Origin of the sequence: Streptococcus sp. HMSC071D03 (genome assembly GCF_001812125.1) — a bacterium.
In the GTDB taxonomy this organism is placed as follows: Bacteria; Bacillota; Bacilli; order Lactobacillales; family Streptococcaceae; genus Streptococcus; species Streptococcus pseudopneumoniae_N.
In genome coordinates this window covers 30188-48930 of sequence record NZ_KV807780.1, presented here as the reverse complement: position 1 = coordinate 48930, position 18743 = coordinate 30188, and the positions used below count along the sequence as shown (strand labels likewise).

General features: G+C 37.6%; 31 protein-coding genes and 1 other annotated feature. Of the genes, 10 read left to right on the top strand and 21 right to left on the bottom strand.

All coding sequences use genetic code 11. From position 1 onward, the window contains the following. Positions 1-195: 195 nt before the first annotated feature. The 7 genes from HMPREF2837_RS10845 to HMPREF2837_RS11465 all read right to left on the bottom strand — a co-directional run bounded on the left by HMPREF2837_RS10845 (position 196) and on the right by HMPREF2837_RS11465 (position 3098). Positions 196-426 carry a hypothetical protein gene (locus tag HMPREF2837_RS10845; RefSeq protein ID WP_080979395.1) on the bottom strand — a complete coding sequence of 77 codons (231 nt, stop codon included), beginning with the start codon at positions 424-426 and terminating at the stop codon, positions 196-198. Between the two features lie 14 nt (positions 427-440). Next, positions 441-1211, bottom strand: coding sequence for an ATP-binding protein (locus tag HMPREF2837_RS07595; RefSeq protein ID WP_049549213.1), 771 nt, complete (start codon positions 1209-1211; stop codon positions 441-443). Beyond that, positions 1205-1363: a hypothetical protein gene (locus HMPREF2837_RS11470; RefSeq protein ID WP_180821094.1), complete on the bottom strand. Its 159-nt coding sequence runs from the start codon at positions 1361-1363 to the stop codon at positions 1205-1207. Before HMPREF2837_RS11470 ends, HMPREF2837_RS07595 begins: the two co-directional genes overlap by 7 nt. After that, positions 1351-2148, bottom strand: coding sequence for a phage replisome organizer N-terminal domain-containing protein (locus HMPREF2837_RS07590; protein ID WP_049549212.1), 798 nt, complete (start codon positions 2146-2148; stop codon positions 1351-1353). The genes HMPREF2837_RS11470 and HMPREF2837_RS07590 overlap by 13 nt, the downstream gene beginning before the upstream one ends. An 18-nt stretch (positions 2149-2166) precedes the next feature. Further along, positions 2167-2595, bottom strand: a complete 429-nt coding sequence (locus HMPREF2837_RS07585; protein WP_049549211.1) for a hypothetical protein — start codon at positions 2593-2595, stop codon at positions 2167-2169. 18 nt (positions 2596-2613) lie between these two features. Further along, positions 2614-2880 carry a helix-turn-helix domain-containing protein gene (locus tag HMPREF2837_RS07580; RefSeq protein WP_049549210.1) on the bottom strand — a complete coding sequence of 89 codons (267 nt, stop codon included), beginning with the start codon at positions 2878-2880 and terminating at the stop codon, positions 2614-2616. 74 nt (positions 2881-2954) lie between these two features. Beyond that, a complete protein-coding gene (locus HMPREF2837_RS11465) occupies positions 2955-3098 on the bottom strand; it encodes a hypothetical protein (protein WP_186823214.1) in 144 nt (47 codons plus the stop codon). 117 nt (positions 3099-3215) lie between these two features. On the opposite strand from HMPREF2837_RS11465, the gene HMPREF2837_RS07575 reads away from it, so the two are divergent. Beyond that, complete coding sequence (locus HMPREF2837_RS07575) at positions 3216-3560, top strand: hypothetical protein (protein WP_049549209.1); 345 nt, start codon at positions 3216-3218, stop codon at positions 3558-3560. 81 nt (positions 3561-3641) lie between these two features. Here HMPREF2837_RS07575 and HMPREF2837_RS07570 read toward each other — a convergent pair whose 3' ends face one another. The 5 genes from HMPREF2837_RS07570 to HMPREF2837_RS07555 are packed head-to-tail and all read right to left on the bottom strand — an operon-like array spanning position 3642 to position 5299. Further along, positions 3642-4352, bottom strand: coding sequence for a phage antirepressor KilAC domain-containing protein (locus tag HMPREF2837_RS07570; protein WP_075230799.1), 711 nt, complete (start codon positions 4350-4352; stop codon positions 3642-3644). A gap of 33 nt (positions 4353-4385) precedes the next feature. Next, the gene (locus HMPREF2837_RS11460; RefSeq protein ID WP_186823213.1) at positions 4386-4547 is read right to left on the bottom strand and encodes a hypothetical protein; all 162 of its coding nucleotides are present in this window, start codon (positions 4545-4547) and stop codon (positions 4386-4388) included. 18 nt (positions 4548-4565) lie between these two features. Further along, entirely contained in the window at positions 4566-4796 is a 231-nt protein-coding gene (locus HMPREF2837_RS07565; protein ID WP_049549207.1) for a hypothetical protein, read from the bottom strand. 10 nt (positions 4797-4806) lie between these two features. After that, complete coding sequence (locus tag HMPREF2837_RS07560) at positions 4807-5004, bottom strand: hypothetical protein (protein ID WP_049549206.1); 198 nt, start codon at positions 5002-5004, stop codon at positions 4807-4809. Positions 5005-5062: 58 nt separating this feature from the next. Further along, positions 5063-5299 carry a hypothetical protein gene (locus HMPREF2837_RS07555; protein ID WP_049549205.1) on the bottom strand — a complete coding sequence of 79 codons (237 nt, stop codon included), beginning with the start codon at positions 5297-5299 and terminating at the stop codon, positions 5063-5065. A 55-nt stretch (positions 5300-5354) separates the two neighbouring features. Here HMPREF2837_RS07555 and HMPREF2837_RS10835 point away from each other — a divergent pair, with 55 nt between their 5' ends. Further along, a complete protein-coding gene (locus HMPREF2837_RS10835) occupies positions 5355-5549 on the top strand; it encodes a YjzC family protein (RefSeq protein WP_239665541.1) in 195 nt (64 codons plus the stop codon). A 186-nt stretch (positions 5550-5735) separates the two neighbouring features. Further along, positions 5736-6431 (top strand): hypothetical protein, encoded by a 696-nt coding sequence (locus HMPREF2837_RS07550; RefSeq protein ID WP_049549204.1) that lies wholly within the window; start codon positions 5736-5738, stop codon positions 6429-6431. On the opposite strand, the gene HMPREF2837_RS11710 is transcribed toward HMPREF2837_RS07550, so the two are convergent. Together HMPREF2837_RS11710 and HMPREF2837_RS07545 are read right to left on the bottom strand one after the other, a co-directional pair. After that, a complete protein-coding gene (locus tag HMPREF2837_RS11710) occupies positions 6421-6552 on the bottom strand; it encodes a hypothetical protein (RefSeq protein WP_261674347.1) in 132 nt (43 codons plus the stop codon). The two genes, HMPREF2837_RS07550 and HMPREF2837_RS11710, sit on opposite strands and share 11 nt — an antisense overlap. A gap of 74 nt (positions 6553-6626) precedes the next feature. After that, positions 6627-6902 carry a hypothetical protein gene (locus HMPREF2837_RS07545; RefSeq protein ID WP_049549203.1) on the bottom strand — a complete coding sequence of 92 codons (276 nt, stop codon included), beginning with the start codon at positions 6900-6902 and terminating at the stop codon, positions 6627-6629. 161 nt (positions 6903-7063) lie between these two features. On the opposite strand from HMPREF2837_RS07545, the gene HMPREF2837_RS07540 reads away from it, so the two are divergent. From HMPREF2837_RS07540 to HMPREF2837_RS07530, 3 genes are all read left to right on the top strand, one after another. Continuing rightward, positions 7064-7792: an XRE family transcriptional regulator gene (locus HMPREF2837_RS07540; protein WP_049549202.1), complete on the top strand. Its 729-nt coding sequence runs from the start codon at positions 7064-7066 to the stop codon at positions 7790-7792. Positions 7793-7958: 166 nt separating this feature from the next. Further along, on the top strand, positions 7959-8909 hold the full coding sequence (locus HMPREF2837_RS07535) for an Abi family protein (protein ID WP_075230798.1): 951 nt from the start codon (positions 7959-7961) through the stop codon (positions 8907-8909). 154 nt (positions 8910-9063) lie between these two features. Beyond that, positions 9064-10170 carry a site-specific integrase gene (locus tag HMPREF2837_RS07530; RefSeq protein WP_075230797.1) on the top strand — a complete coding sequence of 369 codons (1107 nt, stop codon included), beginning with the start codon at positions 9064-9066 and terminating at the stop codon, positions 10168-10170. Positions 10171-10255: 85 nt separating this feature from the next. On the opposite strand, the gene rpmA is transcribed toward HMPREF2837_RS07530, so the two are convergent. From rpmA to HMPREF2837_RS07510, 4 genes are all read right to left on the bottom strand, one after another. After that, complete coding sequence (rpmA, locus tag HMPREF2837_RS07525; protein WP_000916509.1) at positions 10256-10549, bottom strand: 50S ribosomal protein L27; 294 nt, start codon at positions 10547-10549, stop codon at positions 10256-10258. 16 nt (positions 10550-10565) lie between these two features. Continuing rightward, a complete protein-coding gene (locus HMPREF2837_RS07520) occupies positions 10566-10910 on the bottom strand; it encodes a ribosomal-processing cysteine protease Prp (RefSeq protein WP_049549198.1) in 345 nt (114 codons plus the stop codon). A 15-nt stretch (positions 10911-10925) separates the two neighbouring features. After that, complete coding sequence (gene rplU, locus HMPREF2837_RS07515; RefSeq protein ID WP_000109141.1) at positions 10926-11240, bottom strand: 50S ribosomal protein L21; 315 nt, start codon at positions 11238-11240, stop codon at positions 10926-10928. Between the two features lie 36 nt (positions 11241-11276). Next, positions 11277-11363 (bottom strand) — a sequence feature (ribosomal protein L21 leader region). 64 nt (positions 11364-11427) lie between these two features. Next, positions 11428-12114, bottom strand: a complete 687-nt coding sequence (locus tag HMPREF2837_RS07510) for a YoaK family protein (protein WP_049549197.1) — start codon at positions 12112-12114, stop codon at positions 11428-11430. A 145-nt stretch (positions 12115-12259) separates the two neighbouring features. Here HMPREF2837_RS07510 and HMPREF2837_RS07505 point away from each other — a divergent pair, with 145 nt between their 5' ends. Next, the gene (locus HMPREF2837_RS07505) at positions 12260-13237 is read left to right on the top strand and encodes a Gfo/Idh/MocA family protein (protein ID WP_049549247.1); all 978 of its coding nucleotides are present in this window, start codon (positions 12260-12262) and stop codon (positions 13235-13237) included. Next, on the top strand, positions 13234-14316 hold the full coding sequence (locus HMPREF2837_RS07500) for a DEAD/DEAH box helicase (RefSeq protein ID WP_049549246.1): 1083 nt from the start codon (positions 13234-13236) through the stop codon (positions 14314-14316). The genes HMPREF2837_RS07505 and HMPREF2837_RS07500 overlap by 4 nt, the downstream gene beginning before the upstream one ends. 115 nt (positions 14317-14431) lie before the next feature. On the opposite strand, the gene HMPREF2837_RS07495 is transcribed toward HMPREF2837_RS07500, so the two are convergent. After that, positions 14432-14809 (bottom strand): YwiB family protein, encoded by a 378-nt coding sequence (locus HMPREF2837_RS07495; protein WP_148131838.1) that lies wholly within the window; start codon positions 14807-14809, stop codon positions 14432-14434. 71 nt (positions 14810-14880) lie between these two features. On the opposite strand from HMPREF2837_RS07495, the gene HMPREF2837_RS07490 reads away from it, so the two are divergent. Both HMPREF2837_RS07490 and yidA read left to right on the top strand, forming a co-directional pair. Next, positions 14881-16185, top strand: coding sequence for an HD domain-containing protein (locus HMPREF2837_RS07490; protein WP_049549195.1), 1305 nt, complete (start codon positions 14881-14883; stop codon positions 16183-16185). Between the two features lie 12 nt (positions 16186-16197). Next, on the top strand, positions 16198-17004 hold the full coding sequence (gene yidA, locus HMPREF2837_RS07485) for a sugar-phosphatase (protein WP_049549194.1): 807 nt from the start codon (positions 16198-16200) through the stop codon (positions 17002-17004). 235 nt (positions 17005-17239) lie between these two features. On the opposite strand, the gene HMPREF2837_RS11705 is transcribed toward yidA, so the two are convergent. Both HMPREF2837_RS11705 and HMPREF2837_RS11700 read right to left on the bottom strand, forming a co-directional pair. After that, positions 17240-17614, bottom strand: a complete 375-nt coding sequence (locus HMPREF2837_RS11705; protein WP_261674346.1) for an MFS transporter — start codon at positions 17612-17614, stop codon at positions 17240-17242. A 94-nt stretch (positions 17615-17708) separates the two neighbouring features. Then, the gene (locus HMPREF2837_RS11700) at positions 17709-18461 is read right to left on the bottom strand and encodes an MFS transporter (RefSeq protein WP_239665539.1); all 753 of its coding nucleotides are present in this window, start codon (positions 18459-18461) and stop codon (positions 17709-17711) included. Between the last annotated feature and the right edge of the window lie 282 nt (positions 18462-18743).

Sequence of the window (18743 nt, the reverse complement as noted above, 5' to 3'; positions counted from 1 at the left end):
TACTCGATTATATTCTCTTCGTTTTGCTCGATTGTGCGTTTCAGTCCTTCGATTACTACCTTTTTGCTATATTCCATGGTTTATCTAACCTGTTTATAAAAATCCAGCTCTTGCCCCTCATGGCTCAAAGACACAAGAGCTAGCAAATTCTTTATACGTCATTCGTCCAAGTCTGACGCATATTCTAGCTCGCTTTTAACGTGGTTCGCGGCACGTTGATTTTGTTGCTAAGTAATAGCAATCTACCGCACCATAATCAAACCTCACATCGTCTTTTCCGATGTGTTTCTTGAATTTTGGTCTGGTAATACCTGAGAAAGCCCACTGATGATCTTTCATCTGTTCGATAAGTTCATCCACATTGTAAAAACTTCCAAGAAAAAATTGACAGTGTCCATTGTAGACGAAATATAGTCTTAATAACAAGGTGTCCCACCTCTCTAAAAGTAATCTTTCCTTTTATTTTTTAAGTCATTAAATACCATCAGATGATCATTGTCTACACCCTTCATCAACCGACTCATAAACGGCCGACCGTAGCGTTTCTGAATTTCTTGTGCAGTTAGATTAGTCGTGATAACCGTATTGGCCCTTTTGTTGAGAATGTTGTAAAGAATACTGAAGGACCACTCACTGTCCTTCTCCATACCCAAATCATCCAAAACCAAAAACTTAGCACTGGCAATCTTATTGACCAGGAACTCTTCCTGACTAAAGTCCGCCTTGATTTTCATCAGTAAATCAGTGACATTGATAAAGATAGCAATTTCTTTTGTAGCTTCTGATAAAGCTTTCATCATGGCAAAAGCAAGATGGCTTTTACCCGTTCCAGCTTCTCCTTGAAAAACAACATTGTTTCTCGCTCCACCTACCCACTCTCTACAAATTTTTTTGGCAAACTTCAATTTTTTAGCCTCTTTTTCAGTAGGTGTCTCAAAGTTATCAAGAGTAGCATTTTTCAGTACATCATCATAGAGAGAGAATCTCTCAAGATAGAACTTACGCTCTCGTTCATGTTCAGCATCAGCCAACTCATTGACCTTTATTTGATTCTCTGCATGTATCCGTTCTGATTCACATAATCGACAAAGGACATCATTTGTCCGGAGGATTTTGATCAAGGGAATTCCATGCTTTTCGCAAATTTCATCCTGCTGTTCAGTATTTCTATGGTAAGATAAGGCCATTTCCTCGAGTGCATCAGTTACCATGATACCTTACCTCCACAAGCTTGCCAGCTGGCCATATCTGACAAGCAAGCAGTGGCAGTAGAAAGAGATTGTTTTGCAAGCAGTGACTTCTTTTCCTCGCTTATCGGATAAAAGTCATCTTCAAATTGCTCGATAAGTTCTAAAATCCCCATTCGTCTGTCGCCTCCTTACCTGATTTTTTTTCTTGATGTTGTTTTTGAGATTGTTGAACCTGTTCAACTGTTGTAACCTGATTCAGCTGCCAATTTCGCAAAATACCACCTATGTATTTAACGTTTGGTTTTCCTAAATTAACAGCGGTCCTCAAAGCTTCTTTGACTAGTTCAGAGTCATTTTCGTTCAACAGATGATTGATTTCTTCAATTTCGAAACCTGATAGCAATCTGCGAAACTCAGACTGAAATAGTTCTAAGATATTTTCACTATTACTAGTAGTAGTTATATTCTTATCTTTATCTAATCTATTCTTAATCTTAGTCTTATCTCCTTCTTCTTCTAGTGCGTTACCGTCCGTTACTGTAACGTTACTTGTAACGTTACCGAGAGCTAGATTTTTTTGCTTCTCACGATGTCTTGCCACACGATTCCGTGTTTGTTCCTTGATTCTTTCCATGCCATCAATATTTTGATGTTTTTCCCAATTTGGCAAAGTAATGACACCGTCAATAATCTCAATCATCCCGAATTGCTCAAAGACTCCCAGAGCCATTCTGACAGTATTTAGAGGCCTTTGAAAAATTGTAGCAAGCATTTCATCAGTGTAATGAACCTTATCTGACATCATCAAAAGCCCGTTGCGATTATGTTTGCCAGCGAGAGCTAGGATTTTAAACCATATAACTAAAATGGCATCATGGTCTGGCAGTGCATCAATAAGACGTATTTTTTCATCGTCAAAAATGTCCGTCGTAATCTTAATCCATTTAATTTCTGACATATTTCCTCCTTGGAAGTATCATGCCCTAGCTCCCCATTTTCGTTGATTTCTCCGAAAATCCATGGTCATTTCTTTGTAAAGCAAACGCCCATTTTCTTCTAAGAGATTCGCATTTTGACTTCTTAGAAGGTCATTAATTCTTGCTTCTTCCTGATAGTCGCTAGCCAGTCTGTCATAATCTTCGATGCATTCTCTAAAACTATGAGGCACGTCCTCAATCGTTGAAGCGAGTCCGACAGGTGGTTGTGAATCATAGGTTGACTTTCTGTCACAGTTTTTCAGGTTTCTTCGTGCAACTTGTCTGAAATCTTCAGCTTCTTCAATGATGATCACTGTTTTTTGTTCAGCTTCTTCTTCATTTTTAGCAGTCAGTAGCATCAAGATAAAGAACCCGATAAAGATTGCCACTAAGCCAATCAATTGGCTTGATAAAGTTGGTTCTGTCATTTTTTCTTCTTTCTCCTTCTAAATCACTAAGTGCGACTGCACAAAGTTATCCAATTCATTTCTATCAATTCTTTTGGTTCCGTCAATCTTGTATAGATTCAAACCCATTCTTAACCATTTTCTGATAGTGTTAGCGCTACAGTCGGCATAATTAGCTGCGCTTTCGATAGATAGCCACCGTTTTTCTGTTGTTTCATGCTCTAACAATTCTTCGAATGATTCCTTGAATTGAGTTCTTACAACTGTTCGGATGCCATTTTCAAATTCTTCGCTAAGTATATTCACAAGAGCCTCCTAATGTGTTATAATTTTATTGGTTATTTTTCTATGCGCCTGATTTCCGTCAGGTGCTTTTTTGTTTACACAGTATTACTTTCCATCGCCCTGAGTTCAATCTCATGGCTGACTTGTTTCAATAGCTTCTCACACGCTATTTTAGCTTCTCTGTAGGTTTTAGATTCGCTGATGAAGTAATCAGCTAGTTCAATGATTTTATCTTCCAATTTGACCTCCTATATCAGTCTTGAGACGGATGTTTTTTTCTCCTCGATTGCTATAATAAATTTGACTAGGACCTCTCACCGTTTTAGTCAAAATTTCAACAGAAAGGAGGGAAAGTTATGAGTAACAACTTCAAAAAATATGACATTCTACTAGCACATGCTATTATCGCTAAAAATACAGGTCACAAGTTGATAGTCCAAACAGCTGCAGGGCGATACATTGGAGAAGCTTATAATCCTGATAGCTCTGATTATCCTGACGTATCTGCAGTTGCTCAAAACATAAAAGAACTTCGAGTTTCTGAATACGACCCAAAAAATCCAACAGCAATCTTTTTAGTAGATGTTGAAGTTCACACCGATTCAATAGGTGGACCGTTTAAAATGCCATACGTTTGTCTATTTCTAGATCAGATATTGGGTGTTTCGATTGGGAAATTCGAAGATCCGACTGAAGAATAGCATCTTTGTCTATCATAAAGTCTATCGATTGTTTGATAGGCTTTTTTATTTTCCCACTATACGGATATCGTCTTGGTCTCATTACACCGCCTCCTCATTCAAAAATTTGTTGATAAAATACTGCTGCCCCTTGCCAGTGACCTTGACGGTCTTGCTGACAGAGATATGACCGTCAGGATGTGTGATGGTTGACTCCTTGATTTCAAAGAGTTTCATTTCCATGCTTCGTTGTGTTGGCATGTTCCAGTCAGAACCTTTTCGCTTGATCAAGTAGCCATTTTCACGCAACCAGACAAAAAGGCGATTTCCTCCGATTTTGTAGCCGTTTTGACTGATGAGCTTAGCAAGGTCTCCGACCAAGATAGACGTGTGACTTGCGCTGACTGCGTCCGCAAAGAGTACCTTCGGTTTGTCCGCCTCAATCTGAGCTTCTAGCTTATGAACCTTCTTGTCTGCCATGAGCAAGGCTCTAGCCATAATCTTCTCAGGGCTGTTGAAGTCCTTTTCTACTTGGATGAAGTATTGTCGGACTTGCTTGCCTTGCTCTGTCCGCTGGATCATGGCAATTTCTTTGGCCATGTCTAACTTGATAACGTGGTCAGTAGCTCTACGACCTCCTGTACTTTGCGACAAAAATGTCGAAAAGTCTTCGTTTTCTGTAAATCCGTATTCCGTCATTCGTGGAAACCATTTATCATAAGGTGTTTTGACTTCTAGAGCCTCATGAAGTTGTCTTCCAGAAACAACAGGCTCATGACTATCATTAAGTGTAACGTTGATAAGTTCGTTCATAATATTCCTTTCTAAGTAAAGACCTCTAAAAAATCATAAATTAAATTTCTTTCTAACTCTTTCTATCTCCGTCTCTTGTCTCTTTTTGTATTCGTCAATACGCTTGTTCCTATCTCTTTTACTAGCGTAGTATGTAGCAAAGCCAATGATAAGATTGATTATGACAGCAAAGTAAAACCATACTAGTTCGTTCATAGTCCTCTCCTCTAGCACCTAATTTTGATGATTAGGTGTTTTTTGTTGCATAGCACGTTTTCTGATATTTTGCCTCAAACAATCAGCTAAGTGAAGCATGTTCGGGATCTTGCTTCCTTTGATGCTACTAATAGCTCCTAAAGCTTCATAGTAGGTCTCTGTGTGTTCCAAAATATCATCAACCATATTTTCAAAATGTTTCTCAATGATTTCTTTGATGACATCATTATTTTGTTTCTTTACGTCCATCTCAAACCTCCTACGCTAACACCTTACTGCCGACTACCAATCGTTTAACGACAACGTCCATCTCCTTAAATTCGGCATTCTCTGCACAGTAGCGGACGCTCTCACTGATGATGTGACAAATAGATACGCCGTACTCGTTCGCAAGTTCCGTAGCAATATCCCAGGCATCTTTGTCAATCCGTGTTACTTTTTGCGCTGCGTTGTTCATAATGTTCCTTTCTAAAAATGAGGACTGTTCTTTATATCTCAATTCGAGATATTTTGTTTTAAAAAAATAATTCACTTTCTGTCTTGTGAAAATAATTGGATATAATCGATATTTCATAATCGTGGAATGGTGCTTTACCACTTTCTTTTTGTTCGTATTGTCTTCGGTCTTTCAAGCCGATTAAATCAGCCATAAAAACTGTTGTGAGTTCGTGCTTTTTTCGCTCTTTTCGCAGCTTAGTTTTAGGCTTTAATTCTTGTTTTCTCAATCTTTGTTTTTTTGTAAGTTTTTGCACGTTCCTACCTCCTTATCTTAATTCATCCAAGCTGACTTCCAGTGCATCAGCGATTTTGCATATATTCGGCCAAGAAAGGTACTTTACCTTTCCGCTTTTCAAACCAGGAACTGACAATCAACCAGCAGGGACTTACCAAGAAGTGGGCCCTCGTGGCGGACAAGTTTCTGGCGGTCGTGTAGTCCACATCGACCAAGGTGATAGATTACCACCTACTCAAGAACCTGGTCGAAACTGGGTCAAACAATAATCTGGTGAGCGTATCAAATTTTGATACGCTTTTTCGATAGACAAAAGCACTTTCCAAAAATATTGATTTGTAGCCAACTTTCAGCGAAACGCTGATTATTTTCGGTGTACTTTGTTATATAGTGATGTATCATATTTTTCCTTTCTAAATATGGTATAATCAAAATAAAATGATTGGAGAAAAACCATGTCACAAAAAATTTGTTTTGTCGTCTCTGCTATCGGTCCAGAAAAATCAGAAATTAGAAATCATTCTGATAGCGTCTTAAGACACATCATTAAGCCAGCTTTGTCTGATAAATACGATGTAAAAAGAGCTGATGAATTATATCATTCTGATAGAATAGATGATAAAATATTTGACGCTCTAATAAAGTCAGACCTTGTTATTGTTGATATAACAGGTAACAACCCAAATGTCTTTTTAGAACTCGGCTATCGTAAGGCTTTGGATTTGCCAACCATTTTTTTAAGACAGCAAACCAATGAAGACATCCCATTTGATATTCGAACAATCAATATCATACATTATGATTTGAAAAATACTTCAGGAACAGATGTCCTTGAATCTGTTAGCAAAACTATCCAACGGATCCAAAAGACCGAAGAAAGTCTAGACTTTTCATCATTAAAAAAGAAAAATAATGATGAGAAAGACTATGTCACAACTCAAGAGTTCGCCCAGTTAAAATCTACTATTAACAATATCTATGATGCTATTGAAACGTTAAACAGCAATATTGCAAACGCACCAACTACCAATCGTCCAATGACTCAAGAAGATATTATCATGATGGCTTTTCAAGAACCTGAAAAACTTGAGAAAATCTTTGAGTTGCAAGCGAAGTATCCAAATGCTTTCACACTTAAAACTACTGATTAGCCTGTTCTAAACGTCTGATTCGTTCCTCAAGACCCTTAACATAGCCTCTTAAGTAACTTATTTCGGCTATGTTTTTTTCTTGGTTTTTTTCTAATTTTGAAACAACTTCTTTTGTATCCATCGCCTACCTCCTTTCCCTATTTTTTTGCTTCAAGAGCAACAGCCTGCCAGGGAGTCGAACCCTGGTGCTACCGATCAGGCTACATTCATTTTGTCCTGCATTCCTGCGAACGCTGCATCGAAACGAATGTCATCGATTTCGTCTTGAGTGAAGCCAGCATCAAGAAGGTAACGCTCTTGGCGTTCGATCTCTTCTGCCAACTCTGTCCATCCGAAAGCGAACTGACGGCAGTTGTTCCAGAATGATTCAAGCTGACCATAGAGGAAGCTTTCCTCGTATGTATTTTGAAGCAGGGTTTCTGCAACCACTGCTTTGAAGATGTTGATGGCTTTCTCGTTTAATGTGTTCATGGTGTTTCCCTCCGGTTTGTTTTTTTGTTATTTCCTTAAGCTTGATTTAATTATATCTCATTTTGAGATATATGTCAATAACTTTTTATCACTTTTTGAGATTTTTTTATTTATTTTTTTATCACATTGGTATATAATAAAAAAGAAAGGAGTTAATTGATATGAATATACTAGGAAACTCAATTAAAGAGGTGAGAAAATCCAAAAAGTTAACTCAAAAAAAACTTGCCGAACTGACAGGTTTTAAACAAAATACAATTTCTAACCATGAGAACGGGAATAGACAATTAGATGAAGGAGATATAAGAATATATGCTCAGGCTTTGGGTGTATCGCCTCAATATTTGTTTGATTTATCGAAACCTACATCGGTTGATAGCACTCCCCAAATCCAAACCATCTACGACCAGTTGCACCAGCCAAGACAAGCCAAAGTCTTGAACTATGCAGAGAGGCAACTGAACGAGCAGAAAAACGAAGAAGAAACGAAGATAAACGAAGTATCGGAAGTCATTCAACTTTATAGTTACGACTACTACGACCACCCAGTTTCTGCAGGTACAGGCCAGTATTTGAACGACGTACGAGTTGAACGGATTGAGTTGCCAGTAGATATCGATGCCGACTTTGTCATTCCAATCAAAGGGGACTCCATGGAGCCAGACTATCACGATGGTGATCTGGTATTTATCCAGACCAGTGTGGACTTAAATGACGGAGTTATCGGAGTGTTCAACTACAACGGCGATGCTTATATCAAGCAGCTTGTCATCGACAAAGACCAGGCATACCTACATAGTCTAAACCCAGCGTACAAAGATATGCCAATCACACCAGAGACAGACTTCCGAATTATCGGTGAAGTCGTGGATTTGTATAGGGAGAAATAAAAAAATATTTTTTTAAATATTAAAAATTTTATTTAAAAAATAAAAAAACAGTTGACTTTTTTAAAGAAATCATTTAGAATGAATTCATTAGAGAAAAAGCGTCGGGATCTCTACGGGGACCGATACGGGAAAGCTCCTTCATTCTAAATAGAATGGGGGAGTTTTTTTGAAACCATTTAAAACAATCGAGGAACAAATCTCAACACTAAAAAGCAGAGGGTTATCCATTACAGATGAATCTAAAGCAGCTAAGTACCTGCTCAGCAACAATTACTACAATATTATCAATGGATACAGTAAGTTTTTTCAACACCCTGGTACTGACATTTATATTGACGGTGTCACATTTGACGAAGTTTCAAGTCTCTATACATTTGACAAAGATGTAAAACGAGCCATTTTACAAGCTATTCTTGAAGCTGAACACCATATCAAGTCAATCACTGCTCACAGATTCGCCGAAGCCTACCCTAGTCAAAAATACGCCTATCTAAACACCAATTCTTATGCAGATAATAAAATATTAGACGTGGGATTTATCGTATCAAAACTATCCAAAATCATAAACACAAACAAGCGATACAGAGGAAATTCAATCCATCACTACGCACATACTCATTCAGATGTCCCAATCTGGGTACTAACTGATTATCTAGAGTTTGGAGATTTACGAACGATTGTTGAAAACCTACCGAATTCACTCCAAAATGAAATCGCACGAGATTTAGTAAGTTTTATAAGCACAAACGTACCGGACTTTAACGATGTTTTTCCACCAGAAACCTTGATATCTTTTCTAAAAAATATTAATGAGGTACGAAACAAATGCGCTCACAATAATCGCTTATTAAACTTCAGATGTCGTTCTAATAGTACGTTTTGGGAAATTATTCATAACGAAGAGATCTTAATAGGAGATGATAGTAGAAAAACTGTATATTCAACAATTATTAGCCTTCAATGCTTTATCAGTAAAGCGGAATTCAACATTTTGTGGAATACTCTTAGAAAGAAAGTTATCAAACTAGAGAAAAAGCTGCCTTCTATAGACATCAATGTAATCAACCAATCTTTAGGATTTCCTGATGATTGGCACCGTAATGAACCAAGAGTATAAATTAAAACCAACTGTTTCCATTTTGGAAACAACTCAAAAAATCCCCACACTCGCCATCGCCAAATCTTGAGTGTGAGGATATCCTGTATAAGAAACAACCATTCAAAAGGTCGTTTTCTTATACCCATTTTATCAAAAAAGTGAGGTAAAATCAATGATTGGAAAATACCAAAAAAATGGCACTACTGCTTATTACTTTAAAGCATATCACGGATTAGATCCGTTGACTGGCAAGAAGATTCAAACCTTCCGTCGTGGCTTTAAAACAGAACGTGAGGCAAGACTTGCTGAAGCAAAGTGCATCACTGAGTATGAAAAAAAGACATTCAGAGCAAAGAACATCACTACAACTACCTTCCTACAAGTCTATGAGATTTGGAAGGACCATTATAAAAACACTGTTAAAGAGTCAACCTACGTAAACCAGACTAGCATTGCCGACCGTCATATCTTGCCGATTTTTGGAGATAAAGCTATAAACAAGATTACTATGACCATGTGCCAAACTCAAGTCAATAAGTGGGCAGACGAATACAAAAGATTTTTTGGAATCATCAGTATAGCAAATCAAATCTTTGACTACGCTATTTCGATGGAGTTGATTGAAACGAATCCGATGAGAAAGACACTGAAGCCTAAACGACAAAAAAATAATACAGATGAACTCGAAAAGTTCTACAACAAAGAAGAACTGAAGGAATTTTTCAAAATCGTTAAAGGCTTTGACGATGATGAAATGCTGACGTATTTTAGACTACTAGCTTTTACCGGAATGCGAAAAAATGAAATCAGCGCTCTAAGATGGTCTGATATCGATTTAAAAAAAGGACATATTACTGTCAATCAAACCTTGGCCAAGGGTGAAGATAATAAACTTATCTTTCAGACTCCAAAGACAAAAAAGAGTGCCCGAACAATTACCCTCGATTCAAAAACAATTAAGGTTTTAAAAGATTGGCACAAGTATAGTACAAAAGGACTTCTTTTTAAAAATGAGAATGGAGAGCCTAAGAGTGTTGTCCATGTCAACAATATGTTGAATAGAATCTGGAGGAAGCATCCTGATTTCAAACGAATCACACCACATGGCTTTAGGCATACACACTGCTCACTACTCTTCGAAGCTGGTGCTACTATCAAGGAAGTTCAGGAAAGATTAGGTCATGAGAATATTCAAACCACTATGGACATCTATGCTCACGTCACTCAAAAAGCAAAGGATGAAGTGGCTGACAAGTTCGCTTCTTACATTGGTTTTTAAAATATGGGTATCAGCGTGGGTATCAAAACAAAAAAATAGGCTCTCCGAAAACTCGGAAAGCCTTATTTAATGCTACTTAGAGCGATTATTTTGCGATTGGGTAAACAGAAACTTGTTTTTTATCGCGACCTTTACGTTCAAAGCGTACTACGCCTTCAACTTTAGCGAATAAAGTATCGTCTCCACCACGTCCAACGTTTACACCTGGATAGATGTGTGTACCACGTTGACGGTAAAGGATTGATCCACCTGTTACAGTTTGTCCGTCAGCTGCTTTAGCTCCAAGACGTTTAGCTTGTGAATCACGTCCGTTTGATGTAGAACCTCCACCTTTTTTGTGGGCGAAAAGTTGCAAGTTGTTAAGAGTCATTTTTAACATAATGTTTTCCTCCGTGTTAGTTTTCTGTGATAACTCTGGTTTGGACGAACTCTGAAGAGTCCTCCGATAAGGTTGCCATACCTAAGAAAAATGATTCAAAAAATAACTGAGTCATTTCTCTCTGATGTGAAGGAAGATCTCTGGGAATTTCAACCATAAGATAGCCACCTTCATCTTCGTTTAATTTTAAGATTGGTTCATAGCCTGCAAATTTCTCAATGGAATTGAGAAAGTTAATGGCAAGCGTAGAAACCGATGCACACACGACATCAAAGCCGTATTCGCCACTCTCGGCGTGTCCAGTAATTTCCGCACTCCTCAGCTCGCCATCTTCGGCTCTCTCAAAGACTGCTTGTATCATGTGTTCTCCTTAAAATTAAGCGTTGATTGCGTTGATGACAACTTTTGTATATGGTTGACGGTGACCTTGTTTACGATGGCTACCTTTTTTAGGTTTGTACTTGTAAGTAACAACTTTCTTTTGTTTTCCTTGTTTTTCAACAGTTCCAACTACAGTAGCTCCAGCAACAAGTGGAGTTCCGACAACAGTGTTTTCACCACCAACAAGAACAACTTCGTTAAAAGTAACTTCTTGACCAGCTTCAACGTTCAATTTTTCAACGTAAACTGCTTGACCAACTTCAACTTTAACTTGTTTTCCGCCAGTTTTGATAATTGCGTATGTGCTCATTATGCACCTCCTATGATTTTTTGGGGTTCCCCCCGTATTTTTGTGAAGACTCGCCTAGCATCGTGGGACGAACCACTTACACTTGAAAATCAAGCAACGATGTTCGTGCGGTTGCACAGGATTGTGCATAGTCAACTCTTCAAGTATAGCATGATTCCTAATTTTTGACAAGTATTAATCATCGAATTTAAACTTTTTCTCCAACTTTTTTCCTCCAAGATGCAAAAAGCATACTTAGATAAAAAATACTCATCATGATTGGAATCCCTAAAATTGTTTTTTCTTTATAAGAAATACTCAGATAAGCTGATACAACAACTCCGAGAACAAAGCTAGATAGTAGACTGACAAAGATAAGACCTTCTCGTAAAAAAGGAGTATGTTTTGTGCGAACATATTCCCCAAATGCTAACATGGTTCGTTTAATATTTCCCGTCATAAAAGCATTGTTATATGCGATTCCTGAAACTTCTCCAAATGCTGTTGTTACAAGTCCCATACAAAATGCTAACGGTGGTACTATGTATATATTATCAACCGTCAAGGGAACAAATCCGATAATCAAAGATAAAATTGCTAGTGGAAGAAGGGATAGAATTGGTTTTCTTACAATCCGTAACTTTTCTTTATAGACTGTCAAGAGGAAAACACCTACCATAAAGGAAATCAAGGTCATTACCTTGGCACTGGCATCTGAAACATTGTCTTGAATGAGACCAACGGAAAGGAAAACGACATTCCCCGTTTGACCTGCAACTAGAGTATTCCCACGTATGATAAAGGTATAGGCATCTACATAGCCCGCACAAAAAGTCAAAAAAAGCGCCAATCTTTTTGAATGACGAGAAATTTTTCTCATAGGTAATAATCTCATACTACACTCCTATTTTTTCTGAATCTATTGTACCATTTTTTGATGAAAATTCGAAGTATCAAATAAAAGAATTGTCTCCCTTTGGCTAGTTTAGTCTATCTGTGATATAATGAAAGCAGTCATTACTTGTAGAAAAGGAGATTTCATGCTAAAACTTGGTATTATCGGTACTGGTGCAATCAGTCACCACTTTATAGAAGCTGCTCATACTAGTCAGGAATTCCAGTTGGTCGCTGTTTATTCAAGAAAACTTACGACTGCCCAGCAATTTACTAGTTCTTATCAAAATGTTAGTCTATTTGATAATTTAGAGGATTTCTTCCAGTCTGAATTTGATGTTGTCTATATCGCAAGTCCCAATTCTCTGCATTATAGTCAGTCTAAAAAGGCCTTATCTGCTGGTAAACATGTTATCCTTGAAAAACCAGCTGTGACTCACCCCCAAGAATGGCAAGAGTTAATTCAAATAGCTCAGGAGCATCACCGTTTTATCTTTGAAGCAGCCCGTAACTATCATGAGGAAGCCTTCACAACTATTGAAAACTTTTTAGTAGATAAGGAGGTTTTAGGTGCAGACCTCAACTATGCCAAGTATTCTTCTAAGATGTCAGACCTTCTTTCTGGAAACACGCCGAATGTATTTTCAGACCGTTTTGCTGGTGGGGCTCTCATGGACTTAGGTATTTATCCAATCTATGCAGCGGTGCGCTTATTTGGAAAGGCACTTGATGCGACCTATCAAGCTCAACAACTTGACAACGCTATTGATCTAAACGGAGATGGTATCTTATCTTATCCCGGTTATCAAGTTCATATCAAAGCTGGTAAAAACATTACTTCTAATCTGCATTGTGAAATATATACAACAGATGGAACCTTGACACTCAATACCATTGAGCATGTTTGCTCAGCTATTTTTACAGATCATCAAGGTAATGAAACACATCTACCTATTCAGCAAGCACCTCACACCATGACTGAGGAGGTCGCTGCTTTTGCTAACATGATCAAGCAGCCAAACCTAGAACTTTACCAAGCTTGGTTGGATGATGCAACACACGTCCATCAGCTACTCTACACCATGCGCCAGACTGCTGGCATTAGATTTGAGGCAGAAAAATGAAAACCAAACTACCTAAAGAATGGCAAGAGCTAACCGAACAACTCGGCTTTCAAGAATTCACCCCCATTCAAACTCAGCTTTTTGATCCGATTTTAGACGGTCAAACCCTTCTTGGAGTCAGTCCAACTGGAACAGGAAAGACTTTGGCCTATCTCCTACCTAGTCTTCTCAAACTGCAAAAGAAAAAAGCCCAACAACTATTGATTTTAGCGCCAAATACTGAACTGGCTGGTCAGATTTTTGAGGTAACCAAAACGTGGGGGGAAGCTATTGGCTTGACTGCTCAGCTCTTCCTTTCTGGTTCGAGTCAGAAACGCCAAATTGAACGACTAAAAAAAGGACCAGAAATTTTGATCGGAACTCCCGGTCGTATCTTCGAACTGATCAAATTGAAAAAAATCAAGATGATGAATGTGGAGACTATCATACTTGATGAGTTTGACCAGTTGCTAGATGATTCTCAAATCCACTTTGTAGAAAAGATTACTCACTACGCACCTCGCGACCACCAACTCATCTATATGAGTGCCACTACCAAGTTTGACCAAGATAAGATTGCGCCTAACACGCGCACTATCGACCTCTCTGATCAAAAGTTGGACAACATTCAACACTTCTACATGCAAGTAGATCAACGTCATCGAGTAGATATGCTTAGAAAACTGGCACATGTCGAAGACTTCCGTGGACTGGTATTCTTCAATAACTTGTCAGATCTTGGAAGCGCCGAGGAAAAATTGCAGTATCGTGATGTTTTAGCTGTTTCACTAGCTAGCGATGTCAACGTCAAATTTAGAAAAGTTATCTTAGAAAAATTCAAAGATAATCAGCTAACACTACTTCTTGCGACAGACCTTCTAGCTCGTGGTATCGACATTGATAGCCTGGAATGTGTGCTCAACTTTGACGTCCCTAGAGATATTGAAACCTATACTCACCGTGCTGGACGTACAGGTCGTATGGGTAAAGAGGGATATGTTATTACCCTTGTTACACATCCAGAAGATCTTAAAAAACTTAAGAAATTTGCAAGTGTACGTGAAATCGTCCTAAAAAATCAGGAACTATATATCAAATAGAGGCTGGGATAAAAATTCCAACCTCATTTTTTTTAGCAAAAAAATTTGACCTGCTAGCTGATTTGGAACTAGGAAATCGAGACTTTGTCTATCGATTTCTCCTCCACCGACTTTCTTATCCCCAAGTAATTTCTAAGCGATAGTCCGCAAATGGATTTCCTTCTTTGTTTTGTAGTTGATAGGCTAGTTCAATCTTTTGTTGTTCGACTTGATAATGGCTTGTTTGGATGATAAACTCCTGTATCCCCATTGGTGTAGGAATATAGGCTAAACTATCAGCTTCCTTCAGAAAACGCATGATGGTCTTAGGGTTGGAAAATCGAGACATCACCAACTCTGTATCATTAAACTTGAGTACCACTTTTTCCTTCTCTTCATTGTAAAAAAGGAGATAGGAAAAATCACCTTTCTCACGTAACTCAACATCATAAAGTTGGTCGATCACTTCCAATTGTTCATCAAATTGGATGGTATTTCTCATTCGAATCTTCACTTCAAGTCCTCTTTCTTCACTCTTATCCTACTATTTTACCAAAAACTGTAGCTTTTTGCTATAATGGTTTTATGAATGAAAAAGTATTTCGTGACCCTGTTCACAACTATATCCACGTTAACAATCAAGTCATTTACGACTTAATCAATACCAAAGAATTTCAACGACTTCGTCGAATCAAGCAGCTCGGAACATCCAGTTATACCTTTCACGGTGGAGAACATAGTCGTTTCTCTCACTGTCTGGGCGTTTACGAGATTGCACGACGCATCACCGAGATTTTTGAGGAAAAGTATCCTAAAGAATGGGATTCCTCGGAGTCCCTCCTAACCATGACTGCAGCTCTCCTTCATGACTTAGGACATGGTGCCTACTCGCATACCTTTGAAAATCTCTTTGATACCGATCATGAGGCTATTACGCAGGAAATTATCCAAAGCCCTGAAACAGAGATTCACCAGGTTCTTTTACAGGTAGCTCCAGATTTCCCAGAAAAGGTAGCTAGCGTTATAGACCACACTTATCCAAATAAGCAGGTGGTTCAATTGATTTCGAGTCAAATCGATGCAGACCGCATGGACTATCTCTTACGTGACTCCTATTTTACAGGGGCTTCTTATGGGGAATTTGACCTAACACGTATCTTACGAGTTATTCGCCCTATCGAAAACGGAATTGCTTTCCAACGAAACGGGATGCATGCCATCGAAGACTATGTTCTTAGTCGCTATCAAATGTATATGCAGGTATATTTCCATCCAGCAACACGTGCTATGGAAGTACTTCTGCAGAATCTTTTGAAACGTGCTAAAGAACTTTATCCAGAAAACAAGGACTTCTTTATACTTACATCCCCACATCTACTGCCATTTTTCGAAAAAAATGTTAGCTTAGCTGACTATCTATCTTTGGATGACGGAGTTATGAATACCTATTTCCAACTATGGATGACTAGTCCTGATAAGATTTTAGCTGATTTGTCACAACGTTTTGTCAATCGCAAGGTTTTTAAATCTATCACCTTTTCACAAGAAGATCAAGAACAGCTTGCATCTATGAGAAAACTGGTTGAAGACATCGGCTTTGACCCTGACTATTACACAGCTATCCATAAGAACTTTGACCTCCCTTATGATATCTATCGCCCTGAATCAGAAAACCCACGGACACAGATTGAGATTATACAAAAAAATGGAGAACTAGCAGAACTCTCTAGCCTGTCTCCTATCGTTCAATCCCTTGCTGGCAGCCGCCACGGAGATAATCGTTTCTATTTTCCAAAAGAAATGTTAGACCAAAACAGCATCTTTGCAAGCATCACCCAGCAATTTTTACACTTAATTGAAAATGATCATTTTACACCAAATAAAAACTAAAAGAGGAACTATATGAGTATTAAACTAATCGCTGTCGATATCGACGGAACCCTTGTCAACAGTAAGAAGGAAATCACTCCTGAAGTATTTGCCGCTATTCAAGATGCCAAACAAGCTGGTGTCAAAGTTATGATTGCAACTGGACGTCCTATCGCAGGAGTTGCCAAACTTCTAGATGACTTGAAATTAAGAGATGAAGGGGACTACGTTGTTACCTTCAACGGTGCCCTTGTTCAAGAAACTGCTACTGGCCATGAGATTATCAGCGAATCCTTGACTTATGAAGATTATTTAGATATGGAATTCCTCAGTCGCAAACTTGGCGTCCACATGCATGCCATTACCAAGGACGGTATCTACACTGCCAATCGCAATATCGGAAAATACACAGTGCACGAATCAACCCTCGTCAGCATGCCCATCTTCTACCGTACACCTGAAGAAATGGCTGATAAGGAAATCGTCAAGTGTATGTTTATCGATGAACCGGAAATTCTCGATGCTGCTATTGAAAAGATTCCAGCAGAATTTTACGACCGCTACTCTATCAACAAATCTGCTCCTTTCTACCTCGAACTTCTCAAAAAGGGTGTAGACAAGGGTTCAGCTATCACTCACTTAGCTGAGAAACTCGGTTTGAACAAGGATGAAACTATGGCTATCGGTGACGAGGAAAATGACCGTGCCATGCTTGAAGTTGTTGGTAACCCCGTTGTTATGGAAAATGGAAATCCAGAACTCAAAAAAATCGCCAAATATATCACTAAAACAAATGACGAATCTGGCGTTGCCCATGCCATCCGCACATGGGTACTGTAAAATAATTTCAATATAGAAAAAGCACTCCATAAGTTAGAGATAATGCACTGACCCCAAAAGTTAGACAGAAAAAATCTTACTTTTGGGGTGCAGTTTAAAATTCAGTATTTTTGGTTTCTAGTTCTATCCCCTCAATAATTATTAAATCTGAATTAGGTAGTACATTATGTAAAACCTTTTTCAATTTTTTATTTTACTACGAATTAATATTATTTTTCAAGTGATAATTGATCCACTAATCTTCCTTTATAAATGTTGCAGTTCTTTTCTTAGTTAGCTTTTTTTCATAACTCTTTATAAGAATAACCAATAAACTACTTAGTAATCCCAAAATAACTAGACTTAATCTCGGGTTTAAAAGCCAATTAAAATAAGCGGCCAATATCCCTCCAAAAGGAGCAAAAATGGTAGCTATTACAAAAGAACTTGAAAGTATCTTTCCAATATTATACACAGTACTTTCTTGTTGCTGTATTGTTGTAATGGAGACAGAAGCTATTGTAATTAATCCACTCAAAATTGAATAACAAATTCCAAAAAATATCCAATTTTCTACCATCCCACTTGCCATAATGACAAGTGGGATGGTTGCCATTGATATATTCATCAAGATAAAGGCATCCTTCTTATTCAAAAAAGTAGAAAGAAGGGTTACTGCTATCAAACTACCAAATCCAGCAATTGAGTATACAATTCCAACAAGACTATTTGATAACTTTAATTGATCCTGTAAATAAAAAATAATCGTTGCATTGAAACCTAGCATAGCGATATTCACAACAATAGTAAAGAGTAAAGAGTAAAGAAATCCTCAATTTAATATTTGTAAAGTTCTCTTTAAAACCTACAAAAATTTCTTTTATATCATCATTACCATTCTCCTTGTGTTCTTGATCTGGAATATATGAAATTAGGATTGAAAGAAATAATAACAAGAAAGAAGCACTATTAATAAAAAAAATGCTATTAATATTAAACTTTAACATTAGTAGCCCTGCTAGAGCTGGAGAAATTAATTTTGAAATAGTTCGAACACCTTGAAACTGAGAATTATATTTTTGCAATTCTTCCTTCTCAAATAAGGCAGGAGTAATGACTGAGAATCCTGTTTGAAAAAGTGTCGAAAATAAAGGTAGCAAAAATGCAATAACATAGTAAAAAAATATAGAAACTGAATATTTAGATAATATCGGTATTACACTACATAATAATGCAGGTATTAATGTAGACCATAATAGTATTTTTTTCTTATTGAAATTATCTAATAAGTAACCCATAACAAATCCCAAGAAGAATTGAGGTAGCAATTCAATAATCACCATTCCTCCCATTGCAAAAGACGAATGAAATTCTTGGTAAATTAAGATTGGAAAAGCAATTTTCTGAAATCTATCTCCAATATTTGATATAAATTCACCAAAAGTTATTGTATAAAACGTTTTCTTGTTAATATCCAAAATGTCCCTTCTTTCTAGTTAAACCACGATGAATATCACTTTTTATTAAATCGGTAAGACTTATTCCAAACCTCTTTGCAAGAGTTGGTACCGCACTATTTTCACTTAAACCATACATAGTTACTAACTCAATGAAATATACATCCTCGCCAGATACTCTAAAATTAAGATAACAAGTACCATCTATTTCATAATAATCCAAAATAAGTGTTTAGTTATAACTAAACACTTACCTGTACAGGTAAAATTCAACCTCCGACTATAATGATAATATCCATAATC